This window comes from Deltaproteobacteria bacterium, from assembly GCA_016931625.1.
Taxonomy (GTDB): Bacteria; Myxococcota; XYA12-FULL-58-9; order XYA12-FULL-58-9; family JAFGEK01; genus JAFGEK01.
In genome coordinates this window covers 1-17,093 of the sequence record JAFGEK010000058.1, presented here as the reverse complement: position 1 = coordinate 17,093, position 17,093 = coordinate 1, and the positions used below count along the sequence as shown (strand labels likewise).

Annotated in this window: 18 protein-coding genes and 1 tRNA gene; 13 read left to right on the top strand and 6 right to left on the bottom strand. The window is 40.4% G+C overall.

What is annotated here, in order from left to right:
• The first annotated feature begins 222 nt into the window (after positions 1 to 222).
• From JW841_05180 to JW841_05160, 5 genes are read left to right on the top strand one after another with little or no spacing between them, the layout of a single operon-like run.
• On the top strand, positions 223 to 708 hold the full coding sequence (locus tag JW841_05180) for a hypothetical protein (GenBank protein MBN1960317.1): 486 nt from the start codon (positions 223 to 225) through the stop codon (positions 706 to 708).
• Positions 709 to 723: 15 nt separating this feature from the next.
• A complete protein-coding gene (locus JW841_05175) occupies positions 724 to 3,192 on the top strand; it encodes an HDIG domain-containing protein (protein MBN1960316.1) in 2,469 nt (822 codons plus the stop codon).
• Complete coding sequence (gene ybeY / locus JW841_05170) at positions 3,179 to 3,562, top strand: rRNA maturation RNase YbeY (GenBank protein ID MBN1960315.1); 384 nt, start codon at positions 3,179 to 3,181, stop codon at positions 3,560 to 3,562. The genes JW841_05175 and ybeY overlap by 14 nt, the downstream gene beginning before the upstream one ends.
• A 42-nt stretch (positions 3,563 to 3,604) precedes the next feature.
• A complete protein-coding gene (locus JW841_05165; protein MBN1960314.1) occupies positions 3,605 to 4,987 on the top strand; it encodes a hypothetical protein in 1,383 nt (460 codons plus the stop codon).
• Positions 4,988 to 5,006: 19 nt separating this feature from the next.
• Positions 5,007 to 6,491 (top strand): leucyl aminopeptidase, encoded by a 1,485-nt coding sequence (locus JW841_05160; GenBank protein MBN1960313.1) that lies wholly within the window; start codon positions 5,007 to 5,009, stop codon positions 6,489 to 6,491.
• A 114-nt stretch (positions 6,492 to 6,605) separates the two neighbouring features.
• On the opposite strand, the gene JW841_05155 is transcribed toward JW841_05160, so the two are convergent.
• Both JW841_05155 and JW841_05150 read right to left on the bottom strand, forming a co-directional pair.
• Positions 6,606 to 6,752: a hypothetical protein gene (locus JW841_05155; protein MBN1960312.1), complete on the bottom strand. Its 147-nt coding sequence runs from the start codon at positions 6,750 to 6,752 to the stop codon at positions 6,606 to 6,608.
• Between the two features lie 183 nt (positions 6,753 to 6,935).
• Positions 6,936 to 7,010 (bottom strand) — tRNA-Gly (locus JW841_05150).
• 154 nt (positions 7,011 to 7,164) lie between these two features.
• On the opposite strand from JW841_05150, the gene JW841_05145 reads away from it, so the two are divergent.
• The 8 genes from JW841_05145 to JW841_05110 all read left to right on the top strand — a co-directional run bounded on the left by JW841_05145 (position 7,165) and on the right by JW841_05110 (position 13,300).
• On the top strand, positions 7,165 to 7,452 hold the full coding sequence (locus JW841_05145; GenBank protein MBN1960311.1) for a hypothetical protein: 288 nt from the start codon (positions 7,165 to 7,167) through the stop codon (positions 7,450 to 7,452).
• A 169-nt stretch (positions 7,453 to 7,621) separates the two neighbouring features.
• Positions 7,622 to 8,221: a hypothetical protein gene (locus JW841_05140; protein ID MBN1960310.1), complete on the top strand. Its 600-nt coding sequence runs from the start codon at positions 7,622 to 7,624 to the stop codon at positions 8,219 to 8,221.
• Complete coding sequence (locus JW841_05135) at positions 8,218 to 8,856, top strand: hypothetical protein (GenBank protein ID MBN1960309.1); 639 nt, start codon at positions 8,218 to 8,220, stop codon at positions 8,854 to 8,856. Before JW841_05140 ends, JW841_05135 begins: the two co-directional genes overlap by 4 nt.
• Positions 8,857 to 8,973: 117 nt before the next feature.
• Entirely contained in the window at positions 8,974 to 10,023 is a 1,050-nt protein-coding gene (locus JW841_05130) for an SPFH domain-containing protein (GenBank protein MBN1960308.1), read from the top strand.
• Positions 10,023 to 11,066: a prohibitin family protein gene (locus JW841_05125; protein ID MBN1960307.1), complete on the top strand. Its 1,044-nt coding sequence runs from the start codon at positions 10,023 to 10,025 to the stop codon at positions 11,064 to 11,066. The genes JW841_05130 and JW841_05125 overlap by 1 nt, the downstream gene beginning before the upstream one ends.
• Before the next feature lie 402 nt (positions 11,067 to 11,468).
• On the top strand, positions 11,469 to 12,056 hold the full coding sequence (locus JW841_05120; GenBank protein MBN1960306.1) for a hypothetical protein: 588 nt from the start codon (positions 11,469 to 11,471) through the stop codon (positions 12,054 to 12,056).
• A gap of 47 nt (positions 12,057 to 12,103) precedes the next feature.
• Positions 12,104 to 12,274: a hypothetical protein gene (locus tag JW841_05115; protein ID MBN1960305.1), complete on the top strand. Its 171-nt coding sequence runs from the start codon at positions 12,104 to 12,106 to the stop codon at positions 12,272 to 12,274.
• A 12-nt stretch (positions 12,275 to 12,286) separates the two neighbouring features.
• On the top strand, positions 12,287 to 13,300 hold the full coding sequence (locus JW841_05110) for a hypothetical protein (protein MBN1960304.1): 1,014 nt from the start codon (positions 12,287 to 12,289) through the stop codon (positions 13,298 to 13,300).
• Positions 13,301 to 13,444: 144 nt separating this feature from the next.
• Here the strand turns inward: JW841_05110 and JW841_05105 are convergent, their stop codons facing one another.
• The 4 genes from JW841_05105 to JW841_05090 form a co-directional block, all read right to left on the bottom strand.
• Positions 13,445 to 13,849, bottom strand: a complete 405-nt coding sequence (locus JW841_05105; GenBank protein MBN1960303.1) for a hypothetical protein — start codon at positions 13,847 to 13,849, stop codon at positions 13,445 to 13,447.
• A 689-nt stretch (positions 13,850 to 14,538) separates the two neighbouring features.
• On the bottom strand, positions 14,539 to 16,587 hold the full coding sequence (locus tag JW841_05100; protein ID MBN1960302.1) for an SUMF1/EgtB/PvdO family nonheme iron enzyme: 2,049 nt from the start codon (positions 16,585 to 16,587) through the stop codon (positions 14,539 to 14,541).
• 18 nt (positions 16,588 to 16,605) lie between these two features.
• On the bottom strand, positions 16,606 to 16,908 hold the full coding sequence (locus JW841_05095) for a transposase (GenBank protein ID MBN1960301.1): 303 nt from the start codon (positions 16,906 to 16,908) through the stop codon (positions 16,606 to 16,608).
• On the bottom strand, positions 16,890 to 17,093 hold a 204-nt coding region (locus JW841_05090), incomplete at its 5' end, for a hypothetical protein (protein MBN1960300.1). The genes JW841_05095 and JW841_05090, both read right to left, overlap by 19 nt.

Genomic DNA, 17,093 nt, shown 5'->3' with positions numbered 1-17,093 from the left:
GATTCACAAAAGCCGCGTGACGAGGGCCGCGCGCGCAAAAAAATCATGCCGAGGCTTGCTGGTGGCAAGTCGCAGGCAGGATTTTATGAGCACGTGGGCCGCAAGTAGCGGATTTTGTGTAGATCGATGGGAGACATTTAGGGACACCCCCTATATAAATATTTACAGCTTAATTTAGATGTGATTGAAATTAAACCATTTGTAATTTCACGGAGAGCAATTATGCGTTTAACAACAATCGCTTTTATTTTGTTCGTCGGCTATGCAATTTCTGCTCAAGCTCAAGAAGATGATCCCCTTGCAGAATTAGCTAATCTTGGTGATTCAGTTGCAGAGATGACTGAAGAGGGCGGTGGCTCTATTCGTGCAAAAAAAGATGCTGATTTGACCCGCAGCAAGCGCCTAAAAGACCGTAAAAATTTTGAGGCAAAGGTAGAAGATATTAAAATTGGCAAATTCCCAATAGTAGCGCTTAAATTACGAGTTATTAAAGAAGCTAAAGATGGAGCAGGTAAAAGCGTAAAGCGCAATGAAGAGTTAGTAATTATTCCAAAATTGAAAATCAAAGGTGGCAAAGTAGCGCTTGATGATGCTGATACTTTAATAAATGCAGGCAGTTATTATCTGCAACAAGGTGATAAAGTAATGGTTCGTCTTGGCAAACAAAAAGGTAAAGTTTGGGAAGCCGATTATATTGAACGTAAATAGGAATAATTAAACAAGATGCCCGGCGAAAAAAATCCAACCAGCAATGCTTCAAATGTGAGGCATTCTCGAATAAAACTGCCAAGTGCAGCCGGTGTTTATGCTCATTTAGACGCAAGTGTATTATTTCGTCCATTTATTATACTTCTAACTGCTTTACTGGTTGGATTGTTGGTGGCTCCCCAAATGGCCACGCAGTCTTATCCTAGCGATGATAACTTGTTAGGAACGCCGGCAACAACTAATTATAAAGCTCCCCGTGATATTGAAGTTATTGATGAAGAGGCGACCATACGTCATCGTGAAGCTACGGTTAGTGCGGTTCAACGAGTATATGACTTTGATGCTCAATTAGGAGAAAAGCGAGCACGGGCAATTGAATCTGCTTTCACAACCATGCATACTCATATTGAAGCATTTATTGCTGAACATGCAGAGTTTGCAAACAGTCGTTTATCTCGCACACAAGAGCAGCGGTTATTAGAAGAACTCGCAACTACTTTAGCAGCAAATCAAGCCGAGTTCGAAAAAACAATTGGAGTAACCCTTAAACCTGATGAGATTATAGGTTTATTTAAAACTCGTTACGCACAAGAATTAGCAGCATCTTTAGCCCATGTAATTCGTGAAGTTATGTTGTTGCCGATAGTTATTGATCGTACTATTCTTGAAGCTGATCGGGAGTTAGGCTTAACTGTTCAGCGTGTTCCCGATGATGGTACTGCTCCTCGTAAAATTGCAAATATTAGTTCAGTACTTGATATTGACGCTGCTCGCCACGAACTTAGAACCCGAATGCGTCGCGAGTTTTCTAATTTAAAACCTGCATGGCGGGATTTAGCAATTTCAATAGGCATAAGAATAATAGAAGCGACCCTAACTCCTAATCGTGCCGCCACTGAAGTGGCACGCGAAGTAGCACGTATTGCAGTAAAACCAGTAACCATCACGGTAAAAAAAGGTGAAATGATAATTCGTGATGGTGAACGTTTATTAAAACGCCATTTTTTAATTTTCCGTGCTATCGAACAAACAAGCGGTGGCACTAATACATTACTTGCGGCTTTAGGTGCTGCTCTAACGGTGTTGTTGCTTATTGCACTTGGGATATTGGGTATACCAGGTCATAAACATGAACTATCATTTTCAAGTCGTGACGTTCTGTTTCTTTCATCATTATTTCTGGCGGGTATAGCTACCGCACGCTTATGGGTTGCTATTGCCGCCGCTTTACATGATCGTTTCCCCCAATGGTCTTTTGAAGCATTAATATTCACTTTGCCGGTCGCGGCAGGTGCTATGATTGCTCGCTTAACTCTAAGAGTTAATATAGCATTGTGGTTTGCCGTACTATCGAGTTTAGTTTTAGGTTTGGTAATTGATAGCGACAGTCCTTTTGTTTTATATGCAATGGTTGGTGCAATTTTAGGTGCTACTCGTATTCCCACTATATCTGCAAGAGCTAATTTATTACGCGCTGGCATTACTGTAGGTATTGGTCAAGCTGCTGCAGCTTTAGTAATACAGCTTGTGCTAGGTCGTAATGATTTATGGTCTTATATTACCGCATTGCCTATGGCATTTATCGGTGGTATTTTAGCAAGTTTGGTGGCGCTGGCGATTACACCAATTATCGAAGTAGTTTTTGGATATACTACTGATTTAAAATTACTTGAATTGGCAAATTTAAATCATCCCGCGCTTAAAGATTTAATCGTGCAAGCTCCGGGATCTTATCATCACAGTATAATTGTTGGCGCTCTTGTTGAGGCGGCTGCTGAGGCTATTGGTGCAAATCCATTATTAGCTCGGGTTATGGCTTATTACCATGATCTTGGTAAAGGTATAAATCCACAATATTATATTGAAAATCAGCGTGAAGGGCAAAATCCCCACGATAAACTTAAACCATCAATGAGTGCTATGATTATTAAACGACATGTAAGTGATGGTCTTGAAATCGCCAATAAATATCGTCTTGGTGAAACAATTACTTCCGCTATTGCTGAACATCATGGCACAACCTTAATTCATTATTTTCATCATAAAGCGGTAAAAGAAGCTGAGAATCCAGACGAAATTTCTGAAAATGATTATCGCTATGTCGGTCGCAAGCCACAAACTCGTGAAGCTGCATTAGTTATGCTTGGTGATTCAGTTGAAGCGGCGGCACGTTCGGTTGCCGACCCAACACCAGCACGACTTAGTGGGGTTGTTGCACGAATTATTAATGTCAAATTTGCCGACGAACAGCTTGAAGAATGCGAAATCACTTTAAAAGATTTGCATCTTATCGCAAAAAGTTTCTCAAAAGTATTAGGTTCTATATATCATACACGTCCTGAATATCCTGAAATATTAAAAGAGCTTGCTGGAAAGAAGTCAAATGGCGATTCGGATCAAAAGCAACCCAAACGTTCCAAAGACCGCGATCCATCGAATGAAGACCAGCGGCCAGATAATTTGCGACGTCTTGGGTTGTCCTAAAGCTGAACTATCCTTATTAATTACTGATGACCAAGAAATTCATGAGTTAAATAAACAGTGGCGTGGTAAAGATAAGCCGACCGATATATTGTCATTTTCTCAATTAACAGCGCGAGTTAAGGACTTGCAAGAATTAGGTCCCGCACCACTCTTAGGTGACATAGTAATCAGTTATGATATGGTAAAACGTCAAGCTACCTTTTATCGCTGTAGTCTTGACGAGGAAATAGATCGTTTATTAGTACATGGTGTGCTGCATTTATTAGGTCATGACCATGTTAACGGTGGTCATCAGGCACGAATAATGAAAGATGCCGAAAAAACATTAATACGTAAATTACGTCGAACTCATAAACTGCTATGCAAATAGTAAATTAATGAGAATCATTTGTTAATTTTTTAGGGGTAAAGAATGTCTAATTTTACTGTATATGTGCGACAATTAATTATCTATTTTCTTTGTGTATTAGCAATTTTCTTTGTTGCATGCCAAAACAATAAGCAAACAAAGCAGTCGGTAACTGGGCCTAATTCTCAGAATATTTCCAATGTAAAAAATAATACTTCTGCAATAGTGCAAGAGAAACCATCGCCTTTTGCTACATTATTATTATCGCAAGCACGTTTTACTCGTCAAACTGATGAATCGGGTAAAAGTAAACCTGTACCTGAACCAGCCAGTTTACTTTTATTACAAAAACGTGGTTCAACATGGCATTCAGAGATGATAGTTGATCCCGAGAGTCGAGTCTTTCATAAAGCAGCATGTATTAAGTTCGATAACAAAAGTTATGTGCTTACGATTGGTGCAACTAAAGCTTTAGCCAAGTTGTGGCATCACGATAAGCATGGTGCTTGGGTAGCCGAAACAATTTGGCAAGGTGAATTTGGAGGCAAATGGGATCGCTTACGCGATTTTGAGATTGCTGATGTTACTCACGATGACAAAGATGATTTAGTTATTGCAACTCATGATCAAGGTGTTGTGGCAGTGCTAACTCATCTTGAAAAAGCACCACAAGGTGGAAAATGGCATATAGCTTCAGGGCCAGACAACGATAATAAAAGTTGGTATATGACCGAAGTATATCGTAAACCCGAAACCTTTGTGCATGAGGTTGAAATTGGTGACGTTGATGGTGATAAAATACGCGAATTTTTTGTAACCCCATCAACCCCTAATAAAGTCGATGCTGCACAAGCTGGTGCGATTTTAGCTTTTCATCGCGACACTAAAAAAGGATTTATAGTTACAACTGTTGCTCGTTTTAAAGATGCGCATGTTAAAGAAATTTTAGTAACAGATATTCTTGGTCGAGGTCGAGATAGTATTTATGCTGCTGTAGAACCAGCACGCGCGCATAGTGATAGCTCTACAGTTGACATTTATGAATATCAACGTGTTGACAAAAAATGGCGCAGTAAAGTTATTGCTCGTATAAAAGATGCCATGCAAGCACGCGTATTACTGGCCGCGGATTTAAAGCATGCAAATAAAAATGATTTAATTGTTACTACCATGAAAGCTGGGATATGGCGTTTAGTGGCACCAATTCAAGCAGATGGTAAATGGGAGACCGAGTGCATTGATGCAGATTCTAGTGGATTTGAGCATGCTGCTAACGTTGCTGACATTGATAACGATGGTACAGTTGAATTGTATGTATCTGCTGATGATCAAAACGTAGTTAGACAATATAAGTGGGATGGCAACAATTGGCAGCGTGAAACAATTTACAATATGGCTCCTTCAGATATTACCTGGAATATAGAGTTTTGTTCACAGATCCCGTAAGCAAGAGGATATCGCGGCAATGCTAAAGATTACTCAGTATAATGATGAAGTAATAAAATCTAATTACGATTTCATTGTGTTAGCATTATTTGAGAAAAATTTTCAAACAGATGTATGTCTGACTATCAATAAAGTTCTAAACGGAGCGTTGTTAGCTGCTGCTAAAGAAGAACACTTTACCGCAAAAGAAAAAGATTCGGTAGTGATTAATACACTGGGAAGACTCAAAGCTAAGCGAGTTGCTTTATTAGGTATAGGCAATAAACAAGAATATAATGAGCAGACATCAGAATTGTTAGGTCAAAGAGTTGTAAAAATTGCCCAACGAGTTAGCGCTAACACAATATTGCTGGTTCTGCCACCAAACTTGCAAGCCACCAAACATTTAACTGTTATTAGTCGTTCGGCAATGCTGGCAAATTATCGCTTTAATCGTTATCGCCAAAAGAAATTACCGCAAAGCGTTCCAACACTATTAGCTATACAAACAAATGATAATTTGACTAAATCTCGTTTTAAATCTCTACAAAGCTACGCTACCGTTATTGCTTCGGCAGTAACCCTGGCGCGTGATTTGGTTAACGAACCTCCCTGTGTTTTATATCCTGAAGCTTTTGCGCTACAAGCAGCGAAACAAGCGCGCTTTCATGGCCTGATTTTTAAAAAGCTAAGCGCACGCGAACTTGAAAAACACAATATGCGATTATTACTGGCAGTTGGGGCAGGCAGTGCGCATAAACCTTGTCTCGTTCATCTTGTTTATAAAGCTAAAAAATCAACACGTAATAAAAAGCCATTAGTTTTAGTGGGTAAGGGTATTACTTTTGATGCCGGTGGCTTATGTCTTAAACCGCCAACAAGTATGGATGGTATGAAATCTGATATGGCCGGGGCTGCGGCTGTACTTGCCGCTATGACCGCAATCGCGAAGCTTAAACCCGCACAAGATGTTCATGCTATTATTGCACTAGCTGAAAATATGCCAGCAGGTAATGCAATGCGACCTGGAGATATAATTTTTAGTGCTGCTCAAAAAAGTGTTGAAATCATTAATACCGATGCAGAAGGACGCCTAATTTTAGCTGACGCTTTTCATTTTGCCCTTAAACAATCACCTGCTGCAATAATTGATGTAGCAACATTAACCAGTGCTTGTGTAATTGCTCTTGGTAATACGACTGCGGGACTGTTCTGCAATGATGATAAGCTTGCTCAACAGATAGAAAATAGTGCTAAACAAGAAGGTGAAAGTTTGTGGCGTATGCCTTTGCTAACATCACATAAAGCACAATTAAAAAGTGAGGTAGCCGATATTCGTAATGTTGGTGCCCGTGAAGGTAGTGCTATTACTGCAGCGATGTTTTTAAAAGAATTTATCGGTAAGACACCATGGGCTCATATTGATATCGCTGGCCTGGCAATGTCTAAAGCAAATGGTGAGACTAAAAGCGCTACTGGTTTTGCGGTAGCAACATTGGTTAATTTAGCGGTGTCTCAAAAGTAGTAATCTAAGGTTAAGTAAATCCGTCATTGCCGCGAAAGCGGCAATCTAGGAGTTATAAATATATTAGATATATATACATAGATACCCGCTTTGCGTAGGTATGGCGTGGGTGGGTTAACGACGTCGTGATTCATGTATGGCGCTAATTATATCTTTCGTTGTAGCTTTGGTTTTTATACCTTTTATATCGAGTGGCGATTTTTTTGTTAGCGCTACTGGAGAGAGTGTAAAGAGGCTGCCGTCTTTGCGACGTATTTGCACAGCGCCTTAGAGTTTTGCTTTATCTAAAGCGCTGGTAAAATTTTGTCGCGCTTGTGAGTTATAGAGTCTGGTCCGAGTACTCGGGTTAATCCTTCGACCGATTTGCGCAAACGTACACCCGTCCCCAAAAACAAAAACGCCCGGTTAACCTATATAAGCAACCGGGTGTCATACTTAGCGTTTTGGAGCGGGACACGGGATTTGAACCCGCGACTTCAACCTTGGCAAGGTTGCACTCTACCACTGAGTTAGTCCCGCTCGTGGGTTGAGCTTTTCACCAGAAGTACAGCTAAAAGTCAAGCCTTGTAGTATAAATATAGTTATCGGTACTTAGGGACACCCCCTAGATATGATTGTGATCGTTATTGTTTTATTGCCTTTTACCACACATATGATGATACAAGGAGTTTTTATGGATAATCCCTTTTTTGACAAGATGCAGACTTGCCGCACAGTTCTAAAACGTACTCGCAGCAAATCCGATTTGCCCGACGTCGTCTTGTATCTTGAGAACGTTAGCGGTCTGCCTAAACGCAAAGTTTTAGATACACAAGGCAAAGAACACTTAATCGACGATGCGGTTTTACAAAGTCAGTATAAGTTTGCTACCGGTTCGCAGGCCAAAGAGTACATTAGCAAGCATTGGTCTAAAATTGTTGCAGAGATGAAAAAATCAGCGCCAAAATCATCAAAAAGCTAAATAGTCTATAGCTAAACTTGTTGTAATTATTGAGTTTTTTCTTAGTGCAGGTTCTTAAGTAGCGCTGCTTAAAACTATAGGCATAATTAATAGATAAAAAGTTTTAAGAGATTTTTAACATGTTTAAAATTCCTCGTGGGCCCAACGATTTCTATCTGCGAGAACAAGTGTGCTGAACGCAACTATTAGCGAACATGCAAAAGAAGAGTGGCGTTTATTTCGTGCGCGTTCGATATTTTTTCAGCTTAAAATTATCGCTGCACTAATTTATGTCGCAATTGTAATTGCCACGCTTTTATTTGTGTTAAAGCCAAGAAATACAGGACCAAACGATCTTGATGCTTTAATAACAGTACTACCCGGTGACCCAATTATGGGCCGCTATTTTATTATTCAAAATACCAGTGATTATGATTGGCTAAATGTTAGTTTTACTATTGATGGCGATTATAAAACTCATCGAGATGTTGTAATGGCTGGTAAAAAGATAACTCTTTATTTGCATGACTTCACTAGAGAAGAAGAAGTTGAAGTTAAACTGCAAACAACGCCGCCACCATCAAAAAAGATAAAGAAAAAAATCACCAAAAAATGGCGCAAAAAAAGCAAACGCCACAATCGCAAATTAACCCCAGAGCCACCGCCAATGCCACCACCAGTTGAAAAGCGTATTGAAGCAGTGTCAGCACCAGCTAATCTGCAAGTTACTTTTTTACGTATAGAATCACGTGGGCAAGTAACAGTTTTTCCGATACAAGTAGATTCGTGAGTAATTATTTAGCAATTGATTTCATTCAATTAACGGCAGATATTGGCGTAGATTTTATCACAGAGCGTCAAGCGCTACTCGCATTATATGCTGACATTGATGCTCGTAACCTTCGTAACACCAGCAATTTAAATTTACCTTGCCAAGCTGGGTGTGATGCTTGCTGTCATGAATGTGTATTTCTTACTCCATTAGAATTTATGGTGATGTGGGATTGGGCGCAGAGCCATCTAAATCCAAAACAACGAGATAGCATTATTAGCGAAGCACTAAATCTATATGAGCATCATCGCCCAGTCATTTTAGCGTTTGATGCACCGCCACCAGGAAATACTATCGACCATACGTTGATAGCACGTGAACTGCATTTTCGCTGCCCTCTACTTGATAGCAAAGGTAATTGTTTGGTTTATATAGTACGCGAGCTTTATGCGCGCTTATTTGGTTGCAGTTTTTATGAGTCAGGTGGTGTTTATGGTTGTCAGAAAGTGGGCAAACACCTTGCTGATAAAGTAGTAACCCTGGTCTCAGTAGAACGTGCCCGCGCAAGATTGGCAAATTTGCCATTAACTGGTAAACGCCAAGTTATTCCCTATTATTTTCAGATGTTTTTTGGTTCCGATACGTACGCTTAGGGTAAAGCTATTAGTTTTAATAATAAGCATGATGGCGGTTTTTTATATTTAGCCTTGCATCGCTATTAATAGGATGATTTCAATAGTCATCGTAAAAATTACATTAAGGACAAAATTATGACCGAGAACACCGCAAGCAAAAAAATTTCAGCTATACAGCGCTGGTTGCGTAAGCCAGCCTTATTTATGGCAGGCATTGTTTTTTTGGTGCTTATGATATTTTGGGGTTCTTGTGTTGATTACGTAAGGCCATACGAAGCTGGTATTAAAGAATCACGTTATACTGGCGGTGTTTCAAAAGAAGTAATTGAAGGTGGCCAATGGGTATTCACCGGCCCTGGGGTAACCATTCATCGTTTCCCAACTGCGGTGCAATCATTAGAAATGACTAACAATTCGCGTGAAGCATCAAATAGTGCACAAGGCGTTCGACGCATAAAACGTATCGAGATTGATACTTCTGATGGCGGTAAGGTTCAAGTTGATGTCACAGTGCTTTTCCGTATCACTGACCCTTATGCGGTTATGACTAAGATTGGCCCAAAACGTTTATTTGAAGATGCGGCGGTTATTCCTAAAGCAGTATTGGCGCTTAAAGAAAATTTGGGTCAGTTATTAGCTGAAGATTTTTATCACGAATCTCACCGCATTGAGCGTTGTTTGTCAGCCCAAGAACAAATGAACAAACTGCTTAAAGAAGTGGGGATAAAAGTTGAACATATACTGGTGCGTCAATATTACTACGAAGAAGGTTATCAACAACAAATTGAAAACCGCAAAGTGCAAGATCAATTAGTTTTCACTAATCGTTCAATGGGTGAAGCAGCCAAAGAAGATGCAGCAAGGCGTAAAATTGAGTCAGAAGGTGAGGCGGCTGGGGCAGTTGAGCGCAAACGCGGTGAAGCCGAAGTAATAAAGATCAGAGCCGAAGCAGGGTTATATCGTCGCAAGAAAGAATCTGAGGGTGATATGTTAGTAAAAGTTGCCGAGGCCAAGGGTACGCAACTAGTCAATAAAGCTTATGCGTCATCAGGCTCTGATAATTTAGTGGCGCTTGAAATGGCCAAAGTGCTTGAAGGCATAAGCCTAATTGTTGTTTCTGATGATAAGAGTGGTGTTAACCCATTAGATGTTAACCAAATGCTGCGCTTAGTGGGGGCAAAATAATGAAAACCAACATTAATCTTCACATTTTAGCAGTAGTTTGCACTGCCTGGTTTTTTGCTAATTTCTCTACTGGTTGCGCAACTCGTAGCACTGAGGCTAATGAAGTAGGTATTCGGGTAAATAAATTAACCGGTATTGATGAGAAAGTTTATGCCCCAGGCGGAACCTACTTCTTTTTACCATTTGTAAACGATTGGTACACCTATAGTACACGCACTCAACGTTTAGAGATGACCTCAAAAGTTAACGAAGGTGATCGTGACACCCTTGATGATATTGAGTTTAAAACACTTGATGGTAATGACGTTGGCGTTGACGTAACTGTACTTTACCGCATCGATACTACCCAAGCAGTAAATATTTTATCTAATGTTGCGGTAAACGATTATGAGCTTAAAGAAAAAATAGTGCGCCCGATGGCACGTACCATCGTGCGTGATGCTTTAAATACGCTTACCTCAGAAGAAATTTATACCGAAAAGAAATACAAAGCCGGGCAAGCTGCGGTAACTGCTTTAAATGAAGCTTTTAAGCCATATGGTCTTATTTGTGAAAATGTAACCCTTGGTGACCATCGTTTTCATCCCAATTATCAAAAAGCTATTGTTAGCAAAAAAGTATATGATCAACAGGTAAATACCAATCGTTCAGCCAAAGAAGCCGCTCAAAATAAGTGGGAGGCAGAGCTTGAAAAAATTAAAGGTGATGTTGAGCAACAAATCGCCCAAGAACAAGGTGTAGCTAAACAAGTTTCATTATCTGCTGATGCCTATTATTTTTCAAAACAAAAAGAAGCCGAAGCTATTCTGGCGCAAAAAACTAACGAGGCCAAAGGCATAATTGAGCTTAATCGTGCTATGGCATCATCTGGTGGTCGCACTAATGTCAAATTGCGTATTGCTAAAGCTTTAGCTGGCAAAAAGATTGTTATTTTACCTGGTGGCACTAATACTATGGGTGTGCAAAAAATCGATCTTAACGATTTAATTCGCACCGCACTTAGTCAAGAAGCGATCGCGAATAAAAATCGCGCGTCAGAATAAGGATGCCCACTAGGCTATTGAGTAACTGTCTTGATGTCTTTAATTAGGAGTAACTTTTTTTACACCATGGGTAAAAATTTTATTATGGATGTCTGTGCAAGAATAACGTCCGGCACGTCGTATGCAGATAGATTCATTTACTTCGTCCCATTCAATAATAGAACCTGGTATGACGCCTAAGCGCTGGCGTACTTTTACAGGAATAGAAACTTGTCACTTAGAGTTAATGCGAGATTGAGCAATAGACATATCAGTATTATTACTTAGGTTAATGAGATATAGTCAATCTATGGTAACCCATTGGTAATCTGGCAATAGGAAAATTAGCTTCTCGTAACATTTAGATTATGATTTAGTATTATATTTAAGATTCAATTTAGCCAATTTGGGTGATTTATGCTTATGCAAGATGAACTAGGGTTGATTGCCCGCGATGTTTTGCAAGATCTTGAACGCGCGCGCCCTGGTTTTCCCCTTGATGCCGAAGGTTTTGCCAAAGACGCCAAATCGCGCTTGCGCGTAAGACTTAATGATTTGCGGGCACAATATGCATCGATGGGTGCTGATGCTGATTTTACCCGGGTTGCACGCGAACTCGAAGAAATTTTATTGCGGCGTTATTTGGCTTTTGCTTATCCGCAAAGTGTGCGTGATAGTCGTGGTGGCGGTGCTTGGCGTGGCGGTGATGTAATATCACGAATTATTCTTAGCCTTACTGGCTTAGCTATCGGTGGTTTTTTAATTTGGGCACCATTTATCCCTTTATGGGAGAAGTGGATACCTTTTGTATTTATGGTGGCTGCTCCGGCTATTCCTGATATTCAAAAAAAATGGTTTTTTCGTCAACATAAGCGTCATTTGCTACAACTTGAAAAAGATATGAATGAGGCGGCTCAAGCATTGCGTGATAGTCAGCCGCTTGAAGAACTTAATGATCCTAACTTAAAAAATAGCGCAGCGCGCAGTAATTTAAAAAAAATTAACACATAAGAGATCAAATGCACTGTTATAACTCGCCGAAATTATTGACAAATTTGATGAGTGTAATATTAGTGTGGAATAATTCAAAAAAAAGAGAGAACAAATCGGAATATACTGCCGATAAGCAAGTAAAGCAGATGTCAAAGGTGGCATATGCTGTTGAAAATAAAAAAATTAAAGTTTCAAAATTAGGGCTGAAAATTAGCATTTTGCCAGAAAAAGAATAACTGAGGTTGCAAATGGGTGACAATACAATTGGCGGTAACATTTCTAAAGTTAAAATGGCCAATGGTCCTAGTGGCATAAAATTTTCTATCGGTGAAAAATATGAATTTGCAATTGGCCTTAAGCGTTCAACAAGCTTAGGCGAACTTAAAAGTAGTTTTCAAAAAGCCGGTTTAAATTTTGACAATAAAAATAAAGCAGATGGCAATATAGCAGATGATGTATACGCCACAAAAATTGTTTCTTCTATTACTTATAAATCAATGCCAAAATTATCCGAAACTCATAGCTATAAAATTAATATTGGATACGATGAAACCACTGATAAGTACTATTATAATGGTGGTACTGCTAATAAAAACCGAGAAGTGACAATTTCATCCCAACAATTTCGCGAAAATCCTAGGATAGTAATTGCATTTGAATGCGAAGAAGCACCCATATGGGGTATTAGACCAATTGCACGCTCAGAAAGTGATGATTCACCAATTGCGAAAAGATGTTTAATTTTTGAAGTAATAGAAGGTGGAATAGAAATTGTCTATGGTGATAAAACAAAATCTGGTGCCATGTATAGTGGAAATCAACTTCATAATAATCTTATTTCTGACCTCGTATTTACGATAGATTTATTGTCGCATATGATAGAACAAGAGAAAGCTAAAACAGATAAGAGCAATGAATATATTAACCAATTAAAAACATTAAAAGAAATAGCAATCAGTAAATTAAAGTATTGGAAACCAAATGAAGACAATATTAAAACCTTTGTAGAAGAATGGTATGTATGTTTTAATTATTTTAATCGGAAACTAGGTCAATTAGAAATAGAAAAAGAAAAATTAAATAAGGATATGAAAAAGATAGTAGAAAAAGAAAAATTAAATGAATGCGAGAAAAAGTTAGAAGTATTAGAAAAACAAGAACGAAAAATATTTTTGGATTATTCAATAGATGTTAGCGAATTAGTAAAGAAATATGCACAAATATGTAATATAACGGTAGGTATCCCCATAAAAAAAAAATAGCAATATGACTTGGGCGTGTCATTGAAGTATCTTACTTTAATAAAGTTACTGAAAATAATGGTCTGCATAATGTTTGTTAGGCCAACAATATATGTAATCGACTTATTTTATCATTTTTTAAGGGATACACTCTAATTGAGGTTGCTATTTTTTTTGTTTTATTTTAAAAATATCTGACAATACTTTATCAGGTTTTTTTAATCCCAAAGTCTGAGGTGGAGTTATTGGTTCTTTAATATTTATTAATTGTTGAGCCTGAGTATCATCAATTACGTTATTTAAATTTGCTGAGACTAATCCTATTTTAGCTAACTCTAAAAATTGGTTAGCAACAGTTTCTAGGTCACTTTTAAGTAAACGCGTGTATATTACAACCAGATGCTCAAAAATAGTTATTTCATGTTTTAATTGTTTTAATTTAGATCGGTAAGTTATAAATTTTTTTTCTGGAATTATAGTTAAATCATTTTTTTTATTGAATGTAATGGCATCAATTATTTCAATAACTAATGGATGTATTTCTATTTTATCTGACGAGGGCTGAGACATTTTTTCTCCAACCTTTTTTTACTATTTTAATAGCAACTAGCTTTTTTATATATAGCTTTTTAAGTAGCTTAGCTATTTATTCGAATTAATTTGCTTTCTAGTATTAAAAAAATTTTTAAAAGATCTTAATAGTAAATAGCAAAAAAAGATAACATATTAAAATACTTAAATATTTTTCTGAATTGAGGTTAAAGTTTAGATAAAATCTGGTTTTTTTTAAGATAATTGGTTTATCACCAATTGGTGTTCGCTCAGACATGCTTCGCGAACACATAAATAAAACAAGACTTTATCCTTCACGCCAAGCAAGTAAAACCCGACTGGGATAGGATTTCAATATAAGTAAGCTCATAAGCGAAATTAGCGCCAACACGCCGTTGCTGTCTACGTAGCTATCAGCTCATCTCGCCGGTCTGTAAGCAAATCCGTACGCTTCCGATGGGTGCGGGTAAAAAGGTTAATCCACCCGCTAAATCCGAGGTAGTTTATGAAAGCGCGGTGCAGAATTATTTTCGCACTGCTCTAGTATAAAAACTGCCTGTTAAATTTACTCCTAGTGATTCATTGGTCTCGACGATCAGCATGTTGATGGCCGACCGTGTTGATGAGATGCTCGTTAACTCCGACTCCAAGGAATTTCTAGCCTGCGGCCCGCGAGTCTCCGCTATAAAGCCAATCTATCAATGACTTCAACGTGAGTGTTGCAATAGCCACTCATAGAATTTTGGATCTGTGTAAGTATCGGTCCAGACATCATGGTCGTGATCTGGTAACACGCTAAATTGAACGTTTCCAGAAGCAGCGCGAAGAGCAGCGACCGGTTTTTGCCCCATCGCTACCGGGATAATGGTGTCGTTTGCTCCGTGGATAGCCCAAACCGGCAGACTGCGAAGGCTGATCATGTTTGGATTGCCTAGCGTAAACGCCGCAAGCGGTGCAATAGCGGCAAGAATATTTGGACGGTAAAGTGCAAAGCGCCACGTAGCTTCGCCACCTAAGCTTAGGCCCGTTACATAAATACGCATTGGATCGATGGGATATTCTTTGCGCGCAAGCTCAAGCACACCATCGATATAGCTCTCAGAAAAGGTAAAAAGATGATCCGCACGCGATAGCAGGGGTGCTACGATAACAAATGGCAGAGGCCCTTTTTCTCGGATCATGGCAAACGGGCTTGCTTTTGCTAATGCCAGGATATTGTCACCGCGGTCGCCTGCGCCATGCAAAAATAGCAGCAAGGGCCATCGGCGCTCTTTCTCGATCTTTTGCGTAGGGGGAAGATAAACAAGGTATCCTCGCCCGTATATTCGCCAAGTGCTAGAAGGTTCATACGTCTTTGCGGTGATGCCTTTTTTCGCGAGGTAACTTTCATAGTCACCATGCAATACAAACGATCGATCTCGTGTAAGAACCCACTGCCGCGGACAATCTGCCGGGCTTATTAGCTCGCCTGTTGTTGTGTCAAAACGCAATTTCGTTGTCCTTAATAAGGACCCACCTTTGGTAATAACGATTTCAATCTCTGGCGCGTTGGATGTGTGCATGTTGACTCGAAAGCTCACCTCGTCAACAACCATTGGAAACTGTAGGTTGGTACCCATCCAAACAAGAGCTTTGCCCTCAGTCACACCGATATCTTCTATAAAGAGAGCGATTTTCAGATCTTTACGAACAGGTGGATTCATCTCGAAGCCTTCCCATCGACCCAAAAACACACGCAATTGTGCTGCTAGATCCGCGGGTGCGACAGGAGATCGCCAGGAAGCGAAAATGACGTGTTCTTCGGTTTCTGGTGCCCCTAGAGCGGTTGCCGCGCAGCGAAAACCTAAAGCTGCTGCACGGTTGTGGCGATAGTATCGAACACGATAGGTACTCTGTAAATAGCGCTCGGCACGACTCCACGAGCCGCCACGTGTGACAACGTATTCCCTACTCCACGGACCGGATGGATTATGATCTGTTGATGCGGCATAGTACGTCTCGCCGTAACGGTCAGCCACGCGCTCGCTAACATTGCCAGCCAAATCGAGCACTCCATACGGGCTTGCGCCGCCCGTGTAGCTACCAACGGGTGCTGTAAACACGGCACCATCATCAATGGCAGAGTTGCCACTCCAAATAGCTAGATTGCGATCGGCAAAGTTTGCTCGATCTTGCGATACGGGCTCATTACCCCATGGGTATTCACGACGATCTGTGCAGCGGGCAGCTTTTTCCCATTCAGCTTCTGTGGGGAGCCGTCGCCCAGCCCACTCGCAATAGGCAATCGCATCACTTTGCGTCACATGTACAACGGGATGATTGTCAAGACCCAGCAAATTGCTTTGCGGTCCTTGCGGATGGCGCCAATCTGCGCCTTGTACCAGGCGCCAATCCTTAGCTGCTTGATTAAAGACAATGCCTGAGCCAAGGATCTCGCCCTCTGTGCGATAGCCTGTCGCCGCGACAAACTGCTCAAACATTGCGTTTGTGACTTCAGTTTTGTCGATCCAAAACGCATCAAGTGTAACTTGATGTTGTGGCTTCTGATCGACAAACCACTCACCTTTGCAGGCTTTGCATTGGGCAAGATATCGCTTGATACTTTTGTCAGAGGAACCCATGGTAAATGCGCCGGCTGGAACATATACTTGTGTCATTCCATCGACTGGAGAGATACGCGCCGCACCTGCAGAATACGATACGTTGCTCGTATTGACCGCGACAGATAGCTTTAACAACGTTAAAGACAAAATCATTGGCCACATATGGCTACACTAAAACATATATTGCGCTAAACAAAATAGATCATAAGCGAAATTAGCGCCAACTGGGCCTGATCCACTTTCGTAGATCAGGCCCGGTGCGGGAGAGCATGGCGTCACGAGCCGACGCATTTTCGAGCGTGGCGCCCATACACCAAAGTATCTGGTCGTATGTACCCTTGGCGGCGGCACCAGTACCGCCAGGCGAGCCATGAGCTCTGCGCCTGAAAAAACAATCGCACAGGTTCCAGCAGCCCATTCCCGTTTGAGCGCAACGAGGTATTTGCCGTCGTTAGTTAAAGTGAGCTCTTGCACTGGGCCTCAATGGCCGCCCAACCTTCGCTAGCTACGGTGCTGTTGACCACGTAGGAATCCTTACCGCGCGGGAGATTGATCGAGAGCGCGGCGCCTCCGGCCTGACTCTTAGTCTCATTTTTCACTTTTATCGGAATTGGATTCCTACTTTCGTAGGAATGACGAGGAGTTACGTAAAACTCTCT

What these genes read in the sequence shown, in the direction of transcription:
- JW841_05160 (MBN1960313.1), top strand. Translation starts at nt 5,007, where the DNA reads ATGCTAAAGATTACTCAGTATAATGATGAAGTAATAAAATCTAATTAC.
- JW841_05115 (MBN1960305.1), top strand. Translation starts at nt 12,104, where the DNA reads ATGAGTGTAATATTAGTGTGGAATAATTCAAAAAAAAGAGAGAACAAA.
- JW841_05175 (MBN1960316.1), top strand. Translation starts at nt 724, where the DNA reads ATGCCCGGCGAAAAAAATCCAACCAGCAATGCTTCAAATGTGAGGCAT.
- JW841_05105 (MBN1960303.1), bottom strand. Translation starts at nt 13,849, where the DNA reads ATGTCTCAGCCCTCGTCAGATAAAATAGAAATACATCCATTAGTTATT.
- JW841_05120 (MBN1960306.1), top strand. Translation starts at nt 11,469, where the DNA reads ATGCAAGATGAACTAGGGTTGATTGCCCGCGATGTTTTGCAAGATCTT.
- JW841_05130 (MBN1960308.1), top strand. Translation starts at nt 8,974, where the DNA reads ATGACCGAGAACACCGCAAGCAAAAAAATTTCAGCTATACAGCGCTGG.
- JW841_05180 (MBN1960317.1), top strand. Translation starts at nt 223, where the DNA reads ATGCGTTTAACAACAATCGCTTTTATTTTGTTCGTCGGCTATGCAATT.
- JW841_05145 (MBN1960311.1), top strand. Translation starts at nt 7,165, where the DNA reads ATGGATAATCCCTTTTTTGACAAGATGCAGACTTGCCGCACAGTTCTA.
- JW841_05100 (MBN1960302.1), bottom strand. Translation starts at nt 16,587, where the DNA reads ATGATTTTGTCTTTAACGTTGTTAAAGCTATCTGTCGCGGTCAATACG.
- JW841_05110 (MBN1960304.1), top strand. Translation starts at nt 12,287, where the DNA reads ATGGGTGACAATACAATTGGCGGTAACATTTCTAAAGTTAAAATGGCC.
- JW841_05165 (MBN1960314.1), top strand. Translation starts at nt 3,605, where the DNA reads ATGTCTAATTTTACTGTATATGTGCGACAATTAATTATCTATTTTCTT.
- JW841_05125 (MBN1960307.1), top strand. Translation starts at nt 10,023, where the DNA reads ATGAAAACCAACATTAATCTTCACATTTTAGCAGTAGTTTGCACTGCC.